This window comes from Cellulophaga lytica DSM 7489, assembly GCF_000190595.1.
Classification (GTDB): domain Bacteria; phylum Bacteroidota; class Bacteroidia; order Flavobacteriales; family Flavobacteriaceae; genus Cellulophaga; species Cellulophaga lytica.
Genome location: NC_015167.1, coordinates 47,813 through 70,059, shown reverse-complemented (window position 1 = coordinate 70,059; position 22,247 = coordinate 47,813). Strand labels below are relative to the sequence as shown.

General features: G+C 30.0%; 24 protein-coding genes and 1 pseudogene. 15 read left to right on the top strand and 10 right to left on the bottom strand.

The window, feature by feature from the left end; all coding sequences use genetic code 11:
• The first annotated feature begins 41 nt into the window (after positions 1 to 41).
• Positions 42 to 863, top strand: coding sequence for a glycosyltransferase family 2 protein (locus CELLY_RS00380; RefSeq protein WP_013619661.1), 822 nt, complete (start codon positions 42 to 44; stop codon positions 861 to 863).
• A 69-nt stretch (positions 864 to 932) separates the two neighbouring features.
• Here the strand turns inward: CELLY_RS00380 and CELLY_RS00375 are convergent, their stop codons facing one another.
• Entirely contained in the window at positions 933 to 1,748 is an 816-nt protein-coding gene (locus CELLY_RS00375) for a 2,3,4,5-tetrahydropyridine-2,6-dicarboxylate N-succinyltransferase (protein ID WP_013619660.1), read from the bottom strand.
• Positions 1,749 to 1,853: 105 nt separating this feature from the next.
• Between CELLY_RS00375 and ruvX the strand changes: the two genes are divergently transcribed.
• Genes ruvX through CELLY_RS00360 form a run of 3 tightly spaced genes read left to right on the top strand, consistent with a single transcriptional unit; the run spans position 1,854 to position 3,388 of the window.
• Entirely contained in the window at positions 1,854 to 2,264 is a 411-nt protein-coding gene (gene ruvX / locus CELLY_RS00370; RefSeq protein WP_013619659.1) for a Holliday junction resolvase RuvX, read from the top strand.
• 45 nt (positions 2,265 to 2,309) lie between these two features.
• Complete coding sequence (def, locus tag CELLY_RS00365; RefSeq protein ID WP_013619658.1) at positions 2,310 to 2,900, top strand: peptide deformylase; 591 nt, start codon at positions 2,310 to 2,312, stop codon at positions 2,898 to 2,900.
• Between the two features lie 56 nt (positions 2,901 to 2,956).
• Positions 2,957 to 3,388 (top strand): DUF5606 family protein, encoded by a 432-nt coding sequence (locus CELLY_RS00360; protein WP_013619657.1) that lies wholly within the window; start codon positions 2,957 to 2,959, stop codon positions 3,386 to 3,388.
• A gap of 368 nt (positions 3,389 to 3,756) precedes the next feature.
• Here the strand turns inward: CELLY_RS00360 and CELLY_RS00355 are convergent, their stop codons facing one another.
• On the bottom strand, positions 3,757 to 4,509 hold the full coding sequence (locus CELLY_RS00355; RefSeq protein ID WP_013619656.1) for a LytR/AlgR family response regulator transcription factor: 753 nt from the start codon (positions 4,507 to 4,509) through the stop codon (positions 3,757 to 3,759).
• Complete coding sequence (locus tag CELLY_RS00350) at positions 4,510 to 6,300, bottom strand: tetratricopeptide repeat-containing sensor histidine kinase (RefSeq protein ID WP_013619655.1); 1,791 nt, start codon at positions 6,298 to 6,300, stop codon at positions 4,510 to 4,512.
• A 596-nt stretch (positions 6,301 to 6,896) separates the two neighbouring features.
• Here CELLY_RS00350 and CELLY_RS00345 point away from each other — a divergent pair.
• The 5 genes and pseudogenes from CELLY_RS00345 to CELLY_RS00325 all read left to right on the top strand — a co-directional run bounded on the left by CELLY_RS00345 (position 6,897) and on the right by CELLY_RS00325 (position 11,203).
• The gene (locus tag CELLY_RS00345; protein ID WP_013619654.1) at positions 6,897 to 7,919 is read left to right on the top strand and encodes a hypothetical protein; all 1,023 of its coding nucleotides are present in this window, start codon (positions 6,897 to 6,899) and stop codon (positions 7,917 to 7,919) included.
• A gap of 32 nt (positions 7,920 to 7,951) precedes the next feature.
• The gene (locus tag CELLY_RS00340; RefSeq protein WP_013619653.1) at positions 7,952 to 9,202 is read left to right on the top strand and encodes an MORN repeat-containing protein; all 1,251 of its coding nucleotides are present in this window, start codon (positions 7,952 to 7,954) and stop codon (positions 9,200 to 9,202) included.
• A gap of 13 nt (positions 9,203 to 9,215) precedes the next feature.
• Positions 9,216 to 9,527: pseudogene (locus CELLY_RS00335) on the top strand (DUF6852 domain-containing protein); the annotation flags it as partial.
• 186 nt (positions 9,528 to 9,713) lie between these two features.
• Positions 9,714 to 10,805 carry a PAS domain-containing sensor histidine kinase gene (locus CELLY_RS00330; RefSeq protein WP_013619651.1) on the top strand — a complete coding sequence of 364 codons (1,092 nt, stop codon included), beginning with the start codon at positions 9,714 to 9,716 and terminating at the stop codon, positions 10,803 to 10,805.
• Positions 10,805 to 11,203: a response regulator gene (locus tag CELLY_RS00325; protein WP_013619650.1), complete on the top strand. Its 399-nt coding sequence runs from the start codon at positions 10,805 to 10,807 to the stop codon at positions 11,201 to 11,203. Before CELLY_RS00330 ends, CELLY_RS00325 begins: the two co-directional genes overlap by 1 nt.
• Before the next feature lie 32 nt (positions 11,204 to 11,235).
• On the opposite strand, the gene CELLY_RS00320 is transcribed toward CELLY_RS00325, so the two are convergent.
• From CELLY_RS00320 to CELLY_RS00310, 3 genes are all read right to left on the bottom strand, one after another.
• On the bottom strand, positions 11,236 to 11,832 hold the full coding sequence (locus tag CELLY_RS00320) for an LURP-one-related family protein (protein ID WP_013619649.1): 597 nt from the start codon (positions 11,830 to 11,832) through the stop codon (positions 11,236 to 11,238).
• 80 nt (positions 11,833 to 11,912) lie between these two features.
• A complete protein-coding gene (locus tag CELLY_RS00315; protein WP_013619648.1) occupies positions 11,913 to 13,526 on the bottom strand; it encodes a family 20 glycosylhydrolase in 1,614 nt (537 codons plus the stop codon).
• Between the two features lie 9 nt (positions 13,527 to 13,535).
• The gene (locus CELLY_RS00310) at positions 13,536 to 14,180 is read right to left on the bottom strand and encodes a GDSL-type esterase/lipase family protein (protein ID WP_013619647.1); all 645 of its coding nucleotides are present in this window, start codon (positions 14,178 to 14,180) and stop codon (positions 13,536 to 13,538) included.
• A 276-nt stretch (positions 14,181 to 14,456) separates the two neighbouring features.
• Between CELLY_RS00310 and CELLY_RS00305 the strand changes: the two genes are divergently transcribed.
• The 6 genes from CELLY_RS00305 (at position 14,457) to CELLY_RS00280 (ending at position 19,089) form a co-directional block, all read left to right on the top strand.
• Positions 14,457 to 15,746 (top strand): DEAD/DEAH box helicase, encoded by a 1,290-nt coding sequence (locus tag CELLY_RS00305; RefSeq protein WP_013619646.1) that lies wholly within the window; start codon positions 14,457 to 14,459, stop codon positions 15,744 to 15,746.
• A gap of 5 nt (positions 15,747 to 15,751) precedes the next feature.
• Positions 15,752 to 15,979, top strand: coding sequence for a VF530 family protein (locus tag CELLY_RS00300; protein ID WP_013619645.1), 228 nt, complete (start codon positions 15,752 to 15,754; stop codon positions 15,977 to 15,979).
• 96 nt (positions 15,980 to 16,075) lie between these two features.
• A complete protein-coding gene (gene mazG / locus CELLY_RS00295) occupies positions 16,076 to 16,852 on the top strand; it encodes a nucleoside triphosphate pyrophosphohydrolase (RefSeq protein WP_013619644.1) in 777 nt (258 codons plus the stop codon).
• A gap of 54 nt (positions 16,853 to 16,906) precedes the next feature.
• Positions 16,907 to 18,280, top strand: a complete 1,374-nt coding sequence (locus CELLY_RS00290; protein ID WP_013619643.1) for an MATE family efflux transporter — start codon at positions 16,907 to 16,909, stop codon at positions 18,278 to 18,280.
• A gap of 2 nt (positions 18,281 to 18,282) precedes the next feature.
• The gene (locus CELLY_RS00285) at positions 18,283 to 18,510 is read left to right on the top strand and encodes a hypothetical protein (RefSeq protein ID WP_013619642.1); all 228 of its coding nucleotides are present in this window, start codon (positions 18,283 to 18,285) and stop codon (positions 18,508 to 18,510) included.
• Positions 18,511 to 18,519: 9 nt separating this feature from the next.
• Entirely contained in the window at positions 18,520 to 19,089 is a 570-nt protein-coding gene (locus tag CELLY_RS00280; protein ID WP_013619641.1) for a phosphatase PAP2 family protein, read from the top strand.
• Here CELLY_RS00280 and CELLY_RS00275 read toward each other — a convergent pair whose 3' ends face one another.
• From CELLY_RS00275 to CELLY_RS00260, 4 genes are all read right to left on the bottom strand, one after another.
• Positions 19,090 to 19,752: a hypothetical protein gene (locus CELLY_RS00275; protein WP_013619640.1), complete on the bottom strand. Its 663-nt coding sequence runs from the start codon at positions 19,750 to 19,752 to the stop codon at positions 19,090 to 19,092.
• 69 nt (positions 19,753 to 19,821) lie between these two features.
• Positions 19,822 to 20,550 (bottom strand): glycosyltransferase, encoded by a 729-nt coding sequence (locus tag CELLY_RS00270; RefSeq protein ID WP_013619639.1) that lies wholly within the window; start codon positions 20,548 to 20,550, stop codon positions 19,822 to 19,824.
• Positions 20,551 to 20,573: 23 nt separating this feature from the next.
• On the bottom strand, positions 20,574 to 21,611 hold the full coding sequence (gene meaB / locus CELLY_RS00265) for a methylmalonyl Co-A mutase-associated GTPase MeaB (protein WP_013619638.1): 1,038 nt from the start codon (positions 21,609 to 21,611) through the stop codon (positions 20,574 to 20,576).
• Between the two features lie 2 nt (positions 21,612 to 21,613).
• Positions 21,614 to 22,174, bottom strand: a complete 561-nt coding sequence (locus tag CELLY_RS00260; RefSeq protein WP_013619637.1) for a DUF2911 domain-containing protein — start codon at positions 22,172 to 22,174, stop codon at positions 21,614 to 21,616.
• Positions 22,175 to 22,247: the final 73 nt, after the last annotated feature.

Genomic DNA, 22,247 nt, shown 5'->3' with positions numbered 1-22,247 from the left:
AAAATAATCCTTAGTACTTTTGTTATCATTTTTAATTTTATATGAAAGCACCAGACATTTCCGTTATAATAAGTACATACAATTCTGTAGAGTGGTTAAAAAAAGTACTTTGGGGTTATAACACACAAACAATAAATAATTTTGAAGTTGTTATTGCGGATGACGGTTCTAGAGAAGAAACTAAAACAGCTATAGAAGAGTTAAAAAAAGTTGTAAATTATAGTATAACTCACGTTTGGCATAAAGATAATGGCTTCCAAAAATCTCAAATATTAAATAAAGCAATTGTAGAAACTAGAGCTCCATATATTATAATGTCTGATGGAGATTGTATACCAAGAAAAGACTTTGTAGAAATTCACAATAATTATAAAGAAGAAGGATATTTTTTATCTGGGGGTTATTTTAAGCTTCCTATGAATATATCAGAATTAATTTCTAAAGAAGATATAGAAACAAATACATGTTTTTCAATTTCATGGTTAAAAAAACATGGACTAAATGCGTCTTTTAAAAATAATAAATTAAGGTTTACTGGTTTTGGAGCTAAATTTTTAAATACAGTTACTACTACCAAAGCTACATGGAACGGACACAATTCTTCTGGCTGGAAAAAGGATATTTTAGCCGTTAATGGTTTTGATGAACGTATGCAGTATGGCGGTCAAGATAGAGAATTAGGTGAGCGCTTAGTAAATTTAGGGGTAAAAACGAAGCAAATAAGGTACAGTGCTATTGTTATACACTTGGATCATCCTAGAGGTTATGCAAATAAAGAAAGCTGGAAAATAAATAACGATATTAGAAAAGAAACACGTAATTTAAAGCACAAAACAACTAAGTTTGGAATTAATAAAGAGTAATTTACTTTACATAAACACAAAGCCCACAATTACAATTGTGGGCTTTGTGTTTATGCAATATATAATATACTAAACAGCAACATCATACTCTCTTAAAGCATCATTTAAAGATGTTTTTTTATTGGTACTTTCTTTACGTTTACCAATAATTAAAGCACAAGGCACGTTGTATTCACCAGCAGCAAATTTTTTAGTGTAACTACCTGGTATAACTACAGAACGTGCAGGTACTCTACCTTTCATTTCTACAGGTGTATCACCAGTCACATCTATAATTTTAGTACTCATTGTTAAAACAACATTAGCACCTAAAACAGCTTCTTTTTCTACTCTTACACCTTCTACAACTATACATCTAGAACCTATAAAAGCACCGTCTTCTATAATTACCGGAGATGCTTGTAATGGTTCTAAAACACCACCAATACCAACACCACCACTAAGGTGTACATTTTTGCCAATTTGCGCACAACTACCAACTGTAGCCCAAGTATCTACCATTGTACCTTCATCTACATAAGCACCAATATTTACGTAACTAGGCATTAATATAGTACCAGGAGAAATGTAGGCACCGTGTCTTGCAACAGCATTAGGTACTACACGTATTCCTTTTTCTTTATAACCTCTTTTTAAAGGCATTTTATCATGGTATTCAAAAATACCAGCTTCTAAAGTTTCCATATTCTGAATAGGGAAATAAAGAACAACAGCTTTTTTAACCCATTCGTTTATTTGCCAATCATCTCCTTTAGGCTCTGCACATCTAAGTTTACCATTATCAATTAGGCTAATAACTTCTCTAATGGCGTCCTGTGTAGCTGTTTCTTTTAATAAATCTCGGTTATCCCAAGCAGCTTCTATAGTTTTTTGTAATTCTGTCATTTTTTTGTAAAATCAATTTTAGCAAAGATAATAGGTGAGGCTTAATAATTTAATCAAATGTAAACATATAACAATTTATATATTATTTTTGCCAAAAAAAACAGTTTGGGTAGATTACTAGCTATAGATTTTGGAAAAGTGCGTACAGGCATAGCTGTAACAGATGAGTTGCAGATAATAGCATCTGGTTTAACAACCGTAGCAACTAAAGAGCTAATAACATTTTTAAAAGATTACATAGCAAAAGAAAAGGTAGATAAAATTATAGTAGGAGAGCCTAAACAAATGAATAATACAGCGTCTGAGTCAGAAGTGTTAATTGTTCCTTTTTTAGAAAAACTTACAGCTGTTTTTCCTAATATGATTATAGAAAGAGAAGATGAACGTTTTACATCTAAAATGGCATTTAAAACAATGATTGATAGTGGGTTAAATAAAAAAAAGCGTAAAAATAAAGCACTTGTAGATGAGATTAGTGCAACAATTATTTTACAGTCTTATTTAAGTAGAAATTAAAATTATAGTTGTTAATAGAACAACGTATAAAAATTAAGTGATAATATGATTTTACCAATTACAGCATACGGTGATCCTGTGCTAAGAAAAAAAGCAAAAGACATAAACCAAGACCATCCTAAACTAAAGGAGCTTTTAGAAAATATGTGGGAGACTATGTATAATGCAAGCGGAGTTGGTTTAGCAGCACCACAAGTTGGTTTGCCTTTGCGAATATTTTTAGTAGACACAACTCCTTTTTCTGATGATGAAGATTTATCTGCAGAAGAACAAAAAGCTTTAAATGGTTTTAAAAAAGCATTTATTAATGCTAAAATTATTGAAGAAACAGGAGAAGAATGGGCTTTTAATGAAGGATGTTTAAGCATACCAGACATTAGAGAAGATGTATCTAGAAAGGAAAATATAAAAATTACTTATTTAGATGAAAACTTTAAAGAACATACTGAGGAGTATAACGGTTTGTTGGCAAGAGTTATACAACATGAGTATGACCATATTGAAGGTATTTTGTTTACAGATAAACTATCTTCATTAAAGAAAAGATTGCTTAAGAGTAAGTTAGGAAACATTTCTAAAGGAAAAATTAGAGTAGAATATAGAATGCGTTTTCCTGAAATGAAAAAAGGAAGATAGTTTTCTTTTTTATCGCTATAAAAAATATAATATTTGTAATAGATATAAAGTAAAATATGAGTTTAGATAAAATTTTATCAATTTCTGGTAAGCCAGGATTACACAAGTTAGTAACACAAACACGTACCGGTTTTGTAGCTGAGTCTTTATTAGACGGAAAAAGAAGTACGGTAAATATGCGTACAAATGTTAGTGTTTTATCAGAAATTGCAATATATACGTTAGAAGAAGAGGTTCCTTTAAGAGAGGTATTTAGTAAAATACAAACTAAAGAAAACGGAGAAAAAACATCTGTTAAGCATAAGGATGATAAATTAAAATTAGAAGAATATTTCTTTGAGGTATTGCCTAATTATGATGAAGACCGTGTTTATGCAAGTGACATTAAAAAAGTAATACAGTGGTATAATTTGTTACATGACCATGGCATTACAGATTTTTCTGAACCTAAAGAAAACAAAGAAACTGAAGAGTCTGCAGCAGAATAATAACAGAAACTTAAGTAACGTAAAGAGGTCGTCTAAAAAGTAATTTTAGGCGATTTTCTTTTTTGTGATTTTTTATTAGACACTATCCCGTTAAGAGTGTAAGTTAAAAATAACGAGGGTTTGACTTTTATTTAAAGTCTGCCCCTTTTTTCATATATAATTAAAAACTAATTTAGTATTAACTCTAATTATGCATTGGAGTTACCCCTTTTTTAGGACACTAGCCTGAAATCTGTATTAGGCAAAATGTATTGGTTTTGGATATATACTATTTTATTCAATTTCTCTATAAAGTTTACGGTGGTTTTCTAACTCTATATAATGGTGTTTTAAAATGTTACTGTTTCTAAGGTGTAGTTTATTATGTATTAAGCAAATTTGTTTAGATTATTAATCCTATCAGAGAAATCATCTTTTCTTCTTTTAGCTACAGGCACGACACTTTCATCATTCATAATTATATAGGCGTTAGTTCCTTTGATGTACTTGCTTATAAAATTTATATTTATTAGGTGAGACTGATGTGTTCTAAAAAAATGATATGAATTTAGTAAGTCATCATAATACTTTAATGTTTTTGAAGTGTATATAGTATCATTGCTTACTAGGTAAAGTTTTGTATAACTGCCGTCTGCTTCACACCTTAATATATTGGACATCTCTAAAAAGTATGTTTCTTTTTCTGTAGTTATAACTATCTTTTTTTTATCTTCGGTTAAAGTATTGTGTAGTAATGTATTTAATTTATGCGCATTGTTTATATCTAGAGTTTTATCTAATCTCTTTAATGTTTCATTTAACTCATCTTTATCAATAGGTTTTAGAAGATAGTCAAATGCACTAAACTTAATTGCTTCAATAGCATATTTGTCATATGCAGTAGTAAAAATAATTTGAAATGTAAGATTTTTAATAGTTTTTAATAAATCAAAGGCTGTTTTATCACTGAGTTGAATGTCTAAAAAAACTAAATCAAAATTTAATTTTTTAATAGTGTTTTTGGCTTCTTCCAGTGTATGGCAAATACGTACTATCTTTATTGCTTTAGAATGGTTTGATAGTAGTGATATTAGTCTTTCTGAGCAATGCACTTCATCGTCAACAATTATAGCTTTTATCATTTAAAATTTTAGTTTAAGTGGTAATGTTACTTCAACTCTTAAGCCTTTTTCTTTATCTGTATACTTTATAGTTTCGTTTGCCTTTTTTGTTTTGTTAATTAAATCTATTCTTTGACTCGTAATTTTAATGCCCATTGAGCTTGTTTTATTTAAATTTCTTGTAGCCTTTTCTCTACCAATTCCGTTATCTTCAACAGCACAAATTAGTGTTTTGTTATTACTGTTTATTTCAATTTTAATTATGCCTTCTGCTTCTATTTGAGATACGCCATGCCAAATACTATTTTCTATAAAGGGTTGTAGAATTAATGGAGGTATTAAGGTGTTTTCCAAATCAATATTATTATTAATACTTACAATATGGTTAAGTTTATTTTTTAGTCTCAAAGATTCAATGTCTATATACATTTTTAATAACTCTAAATCATCTTTTAGCGAAATCCATTTTTTTTCAGAGTTTTCTAAAATAGAACGTGTTAATGTAGAAAATTTTAACAAATATTCATCCGCTTTTTTTATGTCATTATTAACCAAATAGTTACTTATAGAGTTTAATGAGTTAAAAATAAAATGGGGATTCATTTGAGATCGCAAAGCTTTCAGTTCGGTTTCGGCTATTTTAGTTTTAAATTCAGCAATATTTTTTTGTGCCTCAGCATCTCGTTTTCGTTTGTATAAAAAATAACCAACAATAGAAAATAGTAGTAAAGAACTTCCTGCACCAATAGCCGAATTTTTAATTAGTGATTGACGTTTTATTTCCGCTTTAGAGAGAGTATCTTGTTTATCAATTTGATACTGCATATCTTTTTTTGTTAACTCTGCTTTTTTTTCTTCGGTTGCTACGCTATCTCTTAATTTAATATAATTTTTAAAAGCTAATAACGATTTTTTATGATTCTGATCATTTTCATAAACTTGATTTAAAACTAGCCAAGAATCTGCTTGCCACTCAACAGCATCAATATTTTTTGAAACAGCTAATGAATTTTTAGCATATATTTTAGCTTGATTAAATTTATTTTGTAATACCAAGACCTTGCCAAGACTATTTAAAGCAGAAGCTTCTATGTATTTATTGTTAATTTCTCTTGAAATTTGTAACGCTTCTTTATAGTGTTTTAATGAATTATTATAATCTTTTTTTCTTTTGTAGGCTAACCCCTTGTTGTTAATAATAGCAGCAACAAAAAATATATTATTTACTTGCTTTGCATATAATAATGCTTTATCAAAGTAGTTTATTGACGTATTTACTCTGTTAGTTTCACTATAAACATTTCCAATATTATTGTATGCTCTTATTTGGTTAATAGTGTCTTTTAGTTCAATAGAAATGTTTAAGCAGTTATTATAGTTAGCTAATGCCTTGTCAAAATCTTTCATATCAGCATAAATGTTAGCTACATTATTATAAAGATTAATGGTTAATTTTTCATCATTAATGTTTTCAGAAATACTTAGAGCCTCAAGAAATAAGTCTAGAGCTTTTAAGTTGTTTGCCATTGTGTAATAGATGCTGCCTTTTTGGTTTAATGCAGATGCTGTTCCTTTTTTCCATTTTTTGTCTTTTGCAATTTTTATAGCTTCATCAATATATTCTATAGCTACCTTAGGTTTGCTATATGTTAAGTAGTTTGAGGCCTTTATTAAATATTGACCTCTTACAGTGTCTTTTTTAATATAACCATCAAGAAGGTTTAAAATGGAATCTTTTTCTTGTGCTAGAGAAGAAAAACAACAAAAAACTAAGTAGGTTATAATTATTAAGCTTCTGAGTACTGGTTTCATTTAATTTTTTTTTGGTAAAAAAAGCACTTAAATTTAATACTTTTGAGCAGTAAACTGCTAAATAATTATAAATATATAAGCTAATCTATTTTTTCCGAATAAGAATTCTAAATGCCCGAATACAAATTATGATTTAGACAAATTGGTTTTATCGCTAGTTTTAAAGTATTAAATAGCTAATTCATAAAAGCATTTTTGTTAATAATAATTTTATTAATCAACATACCAAATTCAGTTTTTTTAGCAAAAAGAGAATTGATAGGTAGGCAAGAACGAATAGAAAAAATATCCAAAGTGAATATTAAAGGAGCAAAAGGTGAAGACTTGTATTTAGCTCATAAAACATCAGCATTATTCCTTTTTTTTAATTACATCATTGGATATTCACTTTGAATATTTTTAGTATTTATTATTGTAACACAAGTGTTAAAGTATAGGTTTAAAAAGCAAGCAAACTCAAAATGAAAAGATTTGTATGCCTATGCCTCTAAAATGAAATAAGTAAAGTGATAATATTATCAATGTTTTTAAGGATTACTATTCATTACTCTTAAAATAGTTTTATATAAAAAAGTTGAAATTATTAATAAAAAATTATGAGACTAAATTTAAATATATCAAAGATAAAATTAAAGATTATTGTCTTCTTTGTAATGCCTTTTTTTGCCTTTTCAAATTCAGGTTTATTTACCTCAGAAAAAGCAAATGATAAAGTAGACAATAGTGAGCTTAATACAGATGGGTTGTATTTTGCTGAGTTTTATGATTATATATACAGAGGGCATTTTGAGAACATTAAGATAAAAAGATTGGATTATGAATTTCTAATGATTTATGAACAATATTTAAGAGCATTTGGTGTAAAATGCTCAAAATACTTACTAGTTAATAAAGTTGAAATAATGGAGATTGTATGCGACCAAGAAGAGATTGGATATAATGCCTATGGAGATGTAATAAGTAGAGTTTGTGTTAAATATAAATGGCAAGGAACAGGTTTGTATGCGAAACCAGACATATATAACGCTAAAATGAAAATTGTTGAAATGCATAAAGCGAATGGTATAGATATTTTTTTGAAAATGGTAACTGATCCAAATGCAATGGGAAACTCAATAGATATGTTACATAAAAGAAAAGGGCTAGCTAATGATATGGAAAAGTTTTTTATACTAAATCAGTGTAACAGTAAAGCCATTATACAATTTGAAGAAAACCTAAAAAGGTTTGCGCTTAACAAAACACCTATTCGCTTAAAGAAAAAAAGTAAATATACTATTGCAAAAAATTCTGGTGGTCCAAAAGGGCAACAAAATTACAATAAATTAGTTGATGACCTTGTTGCAGACCAAGCAAAAACATGGGCTTTTAATCGCTACACAAAAGGCAGTATTTCAGGGTTGAGAATCGAATCAAAAAATAGTGAAGGCAAACCTATAAGTTTAAGGGCAAACTATAAGTTTAGGGGATTTAGCAATAATGGTAAAGGATGGGTGAAAATCATTTTTAAAAATGGAGTGCCAGATTGTATGTATTTTTTTGATTTTCCATCAAATTGTAAAAAACCTAATAGTGGTATTGTAACTAGTTACTCCTTAGAAAAATATTCCAATCAGTAATTTTATAATTAGTAATTTAAAAAGAATAGTTTATGAAAAAAATAGTATTAATACTGTCTTTATTTTACTTTATTTCATGTGATACAGTTGTGTATAAAGAAGCTATCCCAAAAAGCAAGAAAGATTATCCTTTTTTTCCATTAAATTATGATGGAACCTATGTGAGTTCAAAAACTAGAAAAGACACACTCTTTATTGGTGCAAAAGACTTTTATTTTAAGTTAGCACCAACAGTAGATGGAAAAGAAAATACTTTTTCTAGAAAAGGACGAGTAGGTAAGCAACTTAAGGTTAAATTATACGGCAAAGGAGCATTTGTAAACTCAAAACAGTATAATAGTTCTAACTACTGGAATACACGTTTTATTACTTTAAAAGGCAATAAATTATATGTTTTTAAATTGCCAAATAATACAGATGTAAAAAGTTTAATTTATGATTATAATTACGATAATAAAACAAAAAAATATATTATAAATCCTAGTATGTCAGAATTAGACGCGTTAATAAATAATAATATATTCAAATTATCTAGAGTTTTTGAAAAGATAAATTCAACCTCCTATAAACCAAAATTAACCAATAGTAACTCACAAAATATAAAGTATAAAGCTGGTTGTATTTATGGAGATTGTAAAGGTGGGTACGGCATATATAAGTATAGCAATGGCGACAGTTATAAGGGATATTTTAAAAATAGTAAAAGACATGGCTTTGGAGATTATTTATGGGGTAATATTCATTATTCTGGTAACTGGGAAAACGGAAACCGTAGCGGGTATGGAAATTTTTATAAGCAAGAAATTAATACCTTATATGTTGGAGAATGGAAAAATAATTTAATTTCTGGATATGGATTCAGAATAAACTCTAATTTAAGTGTAGACAGAGGGTTATGGCAAAGTGGAAAAATTGTTTCTAGGTATAGTTACAGTGACAGTGGAAAAAGAATAGGTTGTGTAAGAGGCAATTGTAATAATGGGTATGGCAAATATGTATTAACTAGTAATAGTTACTATGAAGGATTTTTTATTAATGGAAAGCGTTTGTTAGGGGAGTACAGCTATAAAAACGGAGACAAATATAAGGGGGAATTTAATTCTAGTGGAAAAAGAGAGGGTACAGGTTTTTATACTTACTCAAATGGTAATGTTTACAAAGGGCAATGGCTTAATGATAAAAAACATGGTTTAGGAATTTTTAAATATAAAAATGGTAAAACCTATTATGAAAATTATAACAATGGTGTAAGAGTTTCTTCTAAAGAACAAAAAATCAATTAAACATTAATATTTAATGCGTACAAATGTTAGTGTTTTATCAGAAATTGCAATATATACGTTAGAAGAAGAGGTTCCTTTAAGAGAGGTGTTTAGTAAAATACAAACTAAAGAAAACGGAGAAAAAACATCTGTTAAGCATAAGGATGATAAATTAAAATTAGAAGAATATTTCTTTGAGGTATTGCCTAATTATGATGAAGACCGTGTGTATGCAAGTGACATTAAAAAAGTAATACAGTGGTATAATTTGTTACATGACCATGGTATTACAGATTTTTCTGAACCTAAAGAAAACAAAGAAACTGAAGAGTCTGCAGCAGAATAATAACAGACCATTTAATATATAAAAAGGCAACATACGTTAAAGTATGTTGCCTTTTTTGTTTAACATATGTTTTTTACCATTCGTCTACACTAACTGTTTTTTTAAAGTGTAACAGTTTAATTTATAAGTAATAAGCTTCAAATTTGTACCAGATTACAGTTTTAACCCCAAATAAAAACAAGTAGTATGAGTGCTAAAATTATGAATGTAGACAATGAGATTAAAGGAGCTTTTTTTGATATGGCACACACACCTAGTGTAGTATTTGATAAAAATATGGTGTTTTTAGATATGAATGAAGCTGCAATATCTACCCTAAATATTAAAAAAAGCGATTTTATAGGTAAATCTATTCTTGAAGCATTTCCTTATTTAGAAGGTACAGAAAGGTTAGAGGCTTATAAAAATGTTATAAAAACAGGAAAGCCAATAAGTCTAGACGAAATTTCTTTTTATACAGATGATAAAACTTTTGTTTTTATAGTTAGAGCTTTTAAAGTAGGGGAAGGTCTAGGTGTAACTACACTAGATATTACTAACCTAATAACCACAATAGATAAGCTAAAAGCAACACAGAATAATTTACAAATTGTAAATAAAAATTTAAAACTTAAAAATAAAGAGCTAGAAGAGTTCTCTTATGTTGCTGCACATGACTTAAGAGCTCCTTTAACCAATATGCAAAGTCTTTTTGGAATGTTAGAGTCTAGCAATGCTATAACAGATGAAGTAAAACCAATATTTGATAAGCTAAAATATGTTGGTAAACTTATGTGTGATAAGTTAAAGGCTTTAAACAATGTAATTGCCTTAAAATCTAATTTAGAAGACAAAAAAGAAAAAGTAATTTTTAAAGAAGTTGTAGCAAAAATAAAAGCAATACACTCTGAAAAAATAGTTACAAGTAGGGCAATAATAAAAGAAGATTTTACTGCTTTACCAACTATTAATTACAACCCTGTACAGTTTGATAGTATTTTGCATAACTTAATATCTAACGCTATAAAATATAAGCATCCTCGTAGAAAACCTATTATACACGTATCTACACATTTAGAAAACAATAAACCAGTTTTAATAATTAAAGATAACGGTTTGGGTTTTGATACTAGTAACGGAAAAAGTAAAGTATTTGGCTTATTTAAAAGAATGCACACACACGTAGAAGGCTTGGGCGTTGGACTATATATTATACACTCAATTATTGTGGGTAATGGAGGCCAAATAGAAGTTGTAAGCGAAGAAAATAAAGGAACACAATTTAAAATATATTTTTAATGGAGAATAAAACAACCAACTTATGTAAAATTTTGCTAATTGAAGATGATGTAGTAACTAACTTTATAACTACTAGTAAATTAAACAACTTAGGATATAGTAATATAACAGCTGTAGAAAATGGTAAAGAAGCTATTGATTATTTAAAAGATAATAAGCCAGACTTAATTGTTTTAGATCTTAATATGCCTATTATGGATGGGTTTGAATTTATGGAGAGCAAAGAACAAAATTGCATTTGTATGGGTGTGCCAATTGTAATTGTTACATCTTCTGGTAGGCCATCTGATAAAGAAAAAGCTAAAACATTTTTAGATGTAATAAGCTATTTAGAAAAACCATTAAATTATGATAAGCTCCAAAAAATACTAATGTCTTTAAGGCAGTGCTTAAAATAATAAAAGCCTTGCTAGCAAGGCTTTTATTTGTGTTATCCTCTTCTTCGTTCTAATAAAATCATCATCATTAAGCCAAGCATTATACGGTCATCATCATCACTATCCATTTCTCCTTGTTTGCTTAATTCAAAATTTCTGCCAAAAAATGAAGCAGACTTTTTTAATTTAATAATTGGTTTTCCTTGGTTATCCTTAACCATATAAGAAGGGTTAAATAAATAACCTGTAAACATACCTAATATCGGAATCTCTCCTAGTACAGAGTCAAATACTTTAACCCAAGGGTTTTCTTCAGATATATTGTATTGTTGTTTTTGGTTTTCATCAATAATATCATAATGTGCTTTCCATATAGACCTCCAACCTTTACGAGCAACTTTACCAAATTCTTTGCCGTTTTCGTCTTTAAAGGCATATGCAGCAGAAAAATCTAACCACTTATCAGCTTTAATACTGTAATTAACTTTTGTTTTAGACTCGTTACTATAAATTTTAATTTCTTCTTTAAACTTAAACATCTTTTGTTTTACATAAGCTATTGTTTTACCAGTAGCATCTGTAGCTGTAAAATCATTAGAAAATGAAGATATTTTAAATTGAAACTTAACAGGAAATTGAATGTTTTGCATAAGAGTTTTTGTAATTTTTTCATGTTATATACAAGTAATATAACTCTTACATTCTTGTGTTATTGTAAATTAAAAAACCTTTAATCTTTTTCAATGTATTTATATGTGTGTTTGCTTTTTTTCCAGTCTATAAGTTTAGTTGGGTAGTATTTAACATTCATACGGTCTAAATAAGGTGCTTGGTTAGCTAATCTATTTTTATAATTTTCCCAATTTCTGTTTTCTTTTATGGTCCAGTTAAGCTCAGAGTAGCCAATAATTCTAGGAAAAGCTAAATATTCTAGCTCTTCAATATTGCTTATAGTCTCGGACCATAAAGGAGCTTCTATACCTAATACCTGTGCTTTAGGTAAGTTTTTTACAAAGGTTTCTGGTGTCCAGATATAAGCAGAATCTACAGGTATATAAGTTGCCCAAGTTAAACCGTGTTTAGACAAGGTATCATATTTCATATCTAAATAAGCTTTTTTAGCGGGAGACAAAATAATCTTCATACCCTTATCTAGCGCTAAGTTTGCATTTTTTTCGCTTCTCCAAAATTGAGCAACAGCATTGCTACTTATATCTGTAGTAGCAATTTCATCCCAACCAATTGGAGTTTTTCCGTGACTTTCTACAATTTTAGATACTTTTAAAATAAATTTTTTAAAATCCTTCTTTTTTGTAACGTGGCTTTCATCTCCTCCTAAATGAAAATAAAGGCCAGGAGAAATGGCAGAAATTTCTCTTACAACATCATCTACAAAGGCATAAACAATATCTTTATTTGTATCAAAAGTGCTAAAGCCTACACGCATACCGGTATAAACTTTAGGCGTTTTTCCGTTTCCGTTTAATTGCGGATATGCAACTGTTGCAGCATTAGTATGTCCGGGCATATCTATCTCTGGTACAATTGTAATATGCCTTTCGGTTGCATAACGTACAATTTCTTTAAAATCTTCTTGGGTATAAAACCCTCCAGGGCCACCGCCAACTTCTGTGCTAGCTCCAATTTCTGTTAGTTTTGGCCAAGATTTAATTTCTATTCTCCAACCTTGGTCATCAGTTAAGTGTAAGTGCAGGGCATTAAATTTATAATATGCTAATACATCTAGGTATTTTTTTACGTCACCAACACTAAAAAAATGTCTGGCTACATCTAACATAGCACCTCTGTACTCGTAATTAGGTTGATCTAGTATTTTTCCGCTAGGTACAAGCCACATTTTATGGGTAGTAAGCGTATCATTACTTTCTTCTGGTATAATTTGTCTTAATGTTTGTATGCCTCTAAATGCACCAGCAGCTGTTTTAGCATTTATAATAATAGAATCTTGCGTAATATACATTTGGTAAGCTTCCTTACTTTTAAGTTCCAAACTATCTGTTTTATTTATGTATATAATTTTAGCTTTTTCAATATTATTAACAGTATTTACAGGAACTTCTAAATTAATTTTAGTGCTAATTTTGTTAGATAAAAAAGAACCTACTTGCTCAAAACCAGAGTCATTAGAGGTATAAATTGCAGTGTTTTTGTCTAAACCAAATGCACTATTGGTGGGAGTTATTTTTAATGGCAAGGGAACCATATTTTCTGCAGATAAATCTGTAGTTGGGTAGTTAATAATTACTCTTTTTTCTTGGCAAGCAACTATTAAAAAAATGCCAATAAGGGTTAATAGTGTTCTAAATAAGATAGAATTTTTCATTTAAATTGGTTAGTTAATATAGTTTGTAATTACATTTTGCCAAATTTGGTAGCCTTTGGCATTCATATGTAGGTTATCTGCTGTAAAAATATCTGCCTTTACCTTGTTACCATTAAGCATAGGTTTCCAGATATCTACATAACTAATATTTGGGTCTTTTTTAGCTATTCTTTTATATTTTCGGTTTAACTTTTTGTAATTTCTTTTTAAGTGCCACCTTGCAATACTTGGTTTTACAGAAATTAGTACAATTTGTGTAGTTGTGTTTGCACTTTTTATTTTATTAATTATTTGTGTTAATTGTGATAGTATTAAGCCACATTTTCTATTACCAGCAATATCATTATCACCTTCATAAATAAAAACTTGTTTAGGGTTGTAGGCCAATATTAAATCGTCTGTAAATAATAGTAAATCTTCTGTTGTAGAGCCACCAAAACCAGTGTTAATAATATTTTTATCCGGAAAATCTTCTTGTATAGTTTTCCAATATTTAATACTAGAGCTACCAGTAAAAACAATACTTGGTTGTTTACTGTTACGTTTGTTATTGTATTTTTTTTGAAGCATTTGTACTTCATTGTAAAAACGATGTGTTGTTTGGCTAAAGCCAAAAATTGAAGTAAGTAAAAATAAGGATAGTAAAATTCTCATATTTTCAAATATAATGTTAATATAACTTCTTTGTTTGTGTTATATGTGTATTTTTCGACAGGTAACATACAATACCCGATACACGTATTTATATAAACTCTGCAATGTTTTTAGTAGTGTAAAAAGTGAATTAATAACAAGCTCTTTATTAATTAATTACAGTTTGGTTCTTAACATTTTCTAAAAGAAAGTATTAACCATAAAAATAGCATTACTTTTGCATTTAATTTTAAGAACAGACTTTAATAAAAAGTTATGGTTCATCAATACTAATTTATGACATTTAAAAACTTAGGTTTATCTAATAATCTATTAAAAGCAATAGACAAAAAGGGGTATACAACTCCGTCTCCAATACAAGAAAAAGCAATACCGCCTGTTTTAGAAGGTAAAGATGTTTTGGCATCTGCACAAACAGGCACAGGTAAAACAGCAGGTTTTACTTTACCATTATTACATTTATTATCAGAACAAAAAGCGTTAAGACATAGGCCAGTACGCGCTTTAATATTAACGCCAACAAGAGAATTAGCAGCGCAAATATTTGCTAACGTAAAAGAATATAGCGAGTTTTTAGATTTACGCTCCGCGGTAATTTTTGGTGGAGTAAACCAAAAACCACAAATAGCAAATTTAAAAAGAGGAATGGATGTTTTGGTGGCAACACCTGGGCGTTTACTAGATCTTCATAACCAACGATTTTTATCATTAGATAAAGTAGAAATTTTTGTGTTGGATGAAGCAGACCGTATGTTAGATATGGGTTTTTTGCGTGATATAGAACGCGTAATGAAGTTAATACCAGCAAAAAGACAAAATTTAATGTTTTCAGCAACTTTTTCTAAAGACATTAAAAAGCTAGCTCACGGTATTTTAAATAACCCTATACAGGTTGAAGCTACACCAGAAAATACAGCTGTAGAGGTAATTAAGCAAAAAGTTTACAGAGTAGCCAAAGGTAAAAAAACGGGCTTAATTATTAAGTTAATATCAGACGGCAATTGGCAACAAGTATTAGTGTTTACAAGAACAAAACACGGAGCAAATAACTTGTGTAAAAAAATGAGCTCAAAAGGTATTTCTGCAGCGGCTATACACGGTAACAAAAGTCAGGGTGCACGTACAAAAGCATTAGACGGATTTAAAAAAGGAACACTACGTGTGTTAGTAGCTACAGATATTGCTGCACGTGGTTTAGATATTCCTTTACTACCACACGTAATTAATTATGAAATTCCAAATATATCTGAGGACTATGTACACCGTATAGGTAGAACAGGTAGGGCAGGTGCAAGTGGTGAGGCAGTATCTTTAGTTAGTGCAGATGAAACCACATATTTAAAAGATATTCAAAAATTAATAGGAATGCAAATTCCTGTAGAAATTGTAGAAGGTTTTGAGCCAGATCCTAATGCATCTACAAAACCAATTAAACAAGGACAACGTAATAATCGTTCTAGAAGTTCTAGCAGCAAGCCTAAAGGCGGAGCATCTAAAAACAATACTAGCAATAACCGTAGACCTAAACGTAATAATGACCGCAGGTCTAACAATAAACGCAATTAATAATAATGCAAAAGTCTAATGATCCTTTACACGGTGTAAAACTAGCAACTATTATAGATGAGCTGGTAGACTTTTATGGCTGGGAATATATGGGTAATACAGTTAATATACGCTGTTTTACCCATAGGCCAACAGTAAAATCTAGTCTTCATTTTTTACGCAGAACACCTTGGGCACGTACCAAAGTAGAGCAAATGTATTTACAGTTATTACAAGAAAAAGCAAAAGAATAAGCCGGTGTTGCTTTTTGTTATTTAAAGCAAATTACTCTTGTTTTTTGTGCTTTTTAAAACGATAGTCTTTGTACTTTTACCAAAACTTTTTTTAGGATGAATTCTAGAAGTACACAATTAAAAGCTATAGATAGATTGCTTACCATAATGGAAGAATTGCGAGAGCAATGCCCTTGGGATAAAAAGCAAACCTTACAAACCTTACGCCACTTAACCATAGAAGAAACCTATGAGTTAGGTGATGCTATTTTAGACAATAATTTAGAAGAAGTTAAAAAAGAATTAGGAGATTTACTTTTACATATCGTTTTTTATGCTAAAATTGGTAGTGAAACTAATGATTTTGATATAGCTGATGTTGCAAATGAAATTTGTGACAAACTAATACATCGTCATCCTCATATTTATGGAGATGTTAAGGTAGAAGATGAAGAAGAGGTTAAGCGTAACTGGGAAAAACTAAAACTAAAAGAAGGAAAAAAAAGTGTTTTAGAGGGTGTTCCTAAAAGTTTGCCTGCATTAGTAAAAGCAAGTAGAATACAAGATAAAGTTGCCGGTGTAGGATTTGATTGGGAAGAGCCACAACAGGTATTTGAAAAAGTGCAGGAAGAACTAGCAGAGTTGCAAGAAGAAGTAAATGATGCTAACCAAGACAAAATAGAAGCAGAATTTGGGGATGTTTTGTTTTCTATGATTAATTACGCACGCTTTTTAAAGGTTAATCCAGAAGATGCGCTAGAACGTACAAACAAAAAGTTCATCAAAAGGTTTCAGTATTTAGAAACTAAGGCAAAAGAAATGGGTAAATCTTTGCAAGATATGACACTTGCAGAAATGGATGTTTTCTGGAACCAAGCAAAAAAAGAAAACTAATACTGCAGTAAGACCTATAATTATTTTAATTTCATTTTTTAAAGCATTCAAAAATTGAAACAATACACAAAAGAATTTAAATACAACTTAAAGCTAGCATTCCCAGTTATATTAGGCTTATTGGGGCACACATTTGTTGGTTTTGCAGATAATATTATGGTTGGGCAACTAGGTACAGCAGAGTTAGCAGCTGTATCTTTAGGTAATAGTTTTGTATTTATTGCAATGTCTTTAGGAATTGGTTTCTCTACAGCAATAACACCATTGGTAGCAGAGGCAGATGGCGCTAATAATGTAAAGGATGCTAAAAACGCACTAAAACACGGACTGTTGCTATGTACCGTTTTAGGCCTGTTTTTATTTGGAGTTATACTTTTAGGTAAACCATTAATGTATTTAATGAAACAACCGCCAGAGGTTGTAGAACTCGCTATTCCTTATTTAGATTTGGTAGCTTTTTCATTAGTGCCATTAGTGATTTTTCAAGCGTTTAAACAATTTTCAGATGGCTTATCGCAAACAAAATACCCTATGTATGTTACTTTAATTGGTAATGCTATAAACATACTATTAAACTACTTACTAATTTTTGGAAACTTTGGTTTTCCTGAACTAGGTATTATAGGAGCAGCCATTGGTACATTGGTATCTAGAATTTCTATGGTTGTTTTAATATGGGTAATGCTAAAACAAACTAAAAAGTTTCATAAATACGTTACGGGTTTCAATTTTAAAAAAATAGAAAACCAAATACTAAACAAAATTATGAAAATTGGTTTTCCTTCTGCATTGCAAATGTTTTTTGAAGTTGCCATATTTACAGCAGCTATATGGATAAGTGGTGTACTTGGTAAAAATCCACAGGCAGCAAACCAAATAGCATTAAACCTGTCTAGTATGACGTTTATGGTTGGTATGGGACTAGGAGTAGCTGCAATGGTACGTGTAGGTAACCAAAAAGGTTTAGGTAATTTTAAAGATTTGCGCAGAATGGCACAATCTATATTTTTGCTTACATTTTTATTAGAAGTTGTTTTTGCAACTTTATTCTTAATTTTTAGACATTGGTTGCCAACAGTGTATTTAGATGTTAATGATACAGCAAACATTGTAGATAATACAGAGGTTATTTTAATAGCAGCTCAATTACTATTAGTTGCAGCCTTTTTTCAAATTTCAGACGGACTGCAGGTTGTAGTGCTTGGTGCTTTACGTGGTTTGCAAGATGTTGCTATACCAACACTAATTACATTTATAGCCTATTGGTTAATAGGTTTTCCTATATGCTTTTATCTAGGTCTATATACTCCTTTAAAAAGTACAGGAATTTGGATTGGCTTATTGGCTGGCTTAACTGCATCTGCTTTTTTATTGTACATTAGATTTAACATACTAACAAAAAAATTAATACTTAATACAGAAGAATAATTATGGATTTTCCAAAGTTTTTATTGGGCGATAACACTGATTACCCAACAGCTATATTTATAATACATACAGATTACCCTAGGTTTATAATTAATTTAGAAGATGATGAGGTAGAGTGGTTAGAAGATTTCACAAAAGAAGATGAAGCAGAATTAACTGAAGAAGCAGAAAAGTTAATTGCTGAAGCTACTGCTTTTTATGATAGAGAAATTTCTCGTTACGAAGAATAAATTACAATTATGCTTGAAGAATTAATACAATACGATACTAATTTTTTTTTATACCTAAATAATTTAGGAACTAGCACTTGGGATGGTTTTTGGATGTTTGTTACCAATAAAAAAAGCTCTATACCATTGTATGCTGTGTTGTTATTTTTTACGTACAAGCAAGTTGGATTAAAAAAAACATTTTTAATATTAGTATCTGTAGGTATTTTAATAGGAGCTACAGACCAATTGGCTAATTTTTTTAAGTATGGTATTGCGCGTTTAAGGCCTTGTCATAACCCAGACTTAGATGGTTTAGTACGTTTGGTAAAAAGTTCTTGTGGAGGTAAATACGGCTACTTTTCTGCACATGCAGCAAATTCTTTTGCTGTTGCAGTATTTTTTGGAAATGTACTTAAAGATAAATTTAAATACATAAAAGTACTGCTACTTACTTGGGCAGCATTTGTTGCCTACAGCAGAATATACATTGGTGTGCATTATACATTAGATGTTGCTACAGGTATTGTAATTGGTAGTTTTTTAGGTTTTGTTTTTTACAAACTGATGCAGCTAATGGCTGCAAAGTTAAAGCTATAATTAACTTTCTTTTTTAAATATAGAATTATTTAGCGGAGCTAAAAATATTAAAATAAATATAGCACCAAAAACTAGTTCGTAAACTTCCCAAGTTCTACCAGCTGGGTTGCTAACAACTAATGCTGTTGCAGTTAAAAAGGCAATGGTATGATGCCATTTTACCATAGGAACAGCAAACGTATTTACCAGTTGTTTAAACCACTCTTTTTTTCTGTAAAGAATAGGGGACACAATTAAATACATAACCATTACAACCATAAGTAATTGACTAAATATTAGTTTGTTTACTTTGGTTTCTCCTACAACCATATTGTGTAAGTTGGTTTCTCCTTGTGCGTTATTCTCTATAAAAAACTCACTAGATTCTACACCAAGAATACGTTGGCCCCATGATACTTCTTCACCTGCTCCAAATAAAAACAAAATAGCAAAAAGTAATGTTCCTATTTTCCAGGTTATAGATTTTCCTTTAGATATTGTAATTAACCTGTATAAACAAATTAAACTAATAATAAACAGCATTAATGCAGTACCGTATTCTACAAGTCCGTCTTCTTGTGCATAATATGTGTCAAAAAATTCTTTGTCTGTTAGTCCAAAATACAAACCAATACTACATATTAAAAATAAGACTGCGTAAACTACTTTATCTATTGTTTTCATTTTATATTTTTTGCTAATAATCAAAGGTAATAATTGCCAATAAAAGGTGTGTTATACTTTGGTAAGATTTTAACTTTTATGTTTAGTTGCTTTTTTTGTAACGTTATAACTAATGTATTTATGCTTCATCCATAAATAGGCAAAACAATCTGCTAATGGGCCCAAAGACCTGTTCCAGAATCCAAATTTTGTTTTACCAGCAATTCTAGGAAAATGTTGTACCGGAATTTGTTTTACTTTTCCGTTTTGTAATAATATCATTGCGGGTAAAAATCTATGTAAACCATTAAAAAGTGGTATTTTTTTAGCGTAAGCGGTTTTAATAACTTTTAATGGGCAACCAGTATCTTCTACACCATCATTGGTAAAAAAACGTCTTATTTTGTTGGCTAGGCTAGATGACAATTTTTTAAAACCAGAATCTTTCCTGTTTGTTCTAATACCAGTAACTAAGTCGTATTCTGGTATATAATCTAAAAGTAAATTAAAATCTAACGGGCTTGTTTGTAAGTCTGCATCAATGTAACCAACAAGTTCTGTTGTAGCAGTATCAAAACCTGCTTTAATAGCAGCTGTTAAACCGTAATTTTTATCAAACTGTACAAAAGAAAAATGAGTGTTGTTAGCACATATTTGCTCTAGTAATGCTTGACTATTATCTGTAGAGCCATCATTTATAAATAAGACAGTTGTTTTTTTTAGAGCAACATTTAAGTAATTGTTAAGCTCTTTATCTAATCTAGCAATATTGTCTTCTTCATTGTAAATAGGTACAATTATAGTAAACTCGTGCGTCATAATATACAAACTAGTGGTTGGTATTACTTACTGTGTAGGTTTAATAATTTGTCTGCAGCAGTAAAAGGTGATGTTTTATTGTTTATAACAGCATCTATAGCAACTTGTAATTCTGCCTTTACACTTTTATTACTGTAAAACTGTTGTTTTAATTGGTCTTCAATGGTTTGTAATAGCCAATATTTATTTTGCTCTTGTCTTTTTTGTATAAAAAAGTTGTTTTTGGTGTTAATAGCAACATAGTTTGTTATTGTTTCCCAAACATCTGTAATACCAATATCTTCTAGAGCAGAACAAGCTAGCACTTTTGGTACCCAGCCATTATCTTGTGTTTTTAATAAATGCAGAGCACGTGTAAACTCTACTCTTGCTTTTTTAGCACGTTGTACATTATCTCCGTCAGATTTATTAATTACTATGGCATCTGCCATTTCCATAATACCACGCTTAATACCTTGTAGCTCGTCACCAGCACCTGCCAATTTTAATAAAAGAAAAAAGTCTACCATACTATGTACAGCAGTTTCACTTTGTCCTACACCAACGGTTTCAATTAAAATAACATTATAGCCGGCAGCTTCACAAAGTACAATGGTTTCTCTTGTTTTACGGGCAACACCACCTAAAGAGCTGCCAGAGGGAGATGGTCTAATAAATGCATTTTCGTCTTTTACAAGTTCTTCCATTCGTGTTTTATCACCCAAAATGCTACCTTTTGTAACAGTACTTGTTGGGTCTACAGCTAAAACAGCAACTTTATTACCTTGGGCAGTAAGTTTTTTTCCAAAGCGTTCTATAAAAGTACTTTTACCAACGCCAGGTACACCAGTTATACCAATTCTAATACTGTTAGTTTTGTGTAGTAAACAACGCTCTATAATTTCATTAGCTTGTTTAGTGTGTGTACTGTTGGTGCTCTCTATAAGTGTAATAGCTCTACTTAAAGCTGTTTTATTACCACTTAAAATACCATTGGTTAAGTTTTCTGTAGAGGGTAATTCTCTTCTAAATTTTTTAATTTTAGAAGCACTTTGGTTACTTATATTTTTATTTGTGTTCAATATTACTTGCTAATAGGTACGTTAACTTTGGTTTTATCCCAAGCTAAAGTTAAGTACGGTTGTTCTTTGTCTTCAAAGTTAATGGTAAATCTTTCTTTAACCGAATCTAATTTTGTTACAGGTACAGTTACTGTTACAATATCTTGTTTTGCATTTCTGGTAGTTTCTGCTCCACCGCTTAAAATTGTAACTCCCCAATCTGGAACTTCTTTATTAAAAATAATATCCCAACTGTCTTTATTTGGTTTAGACCAGATAGAATATGTGCCAGCAGGTAAGTTTTTACCATCTACTTTAATAGCAGAAGTGGTTTTAAAAGTAGTAGGTTCATTAGCGCCAGTTCTCCAAACTTTGTTATACGGTACAAGCGAACCAAAAATGTGTCTGTCTTTTTTAGAAGGGCTACAATAAACTACGTTTAAATTGTAACCGTCTTTATTATATGTTACAGTAGCTTCCGGACTAAATTTTTTAGTTTGGTCTTTCATCATTGGTAACCCAACAAAAATTGTAAGTAGTCCTAACACCACTACTGTAACAATCATCCATTGTATAACTTTCATATTGTGGTTGTTTTTTTAGGTTTTTCTCTAAGTTACTAAATCTTGCTTAATTAAGAACTGCTTAATTTGTACT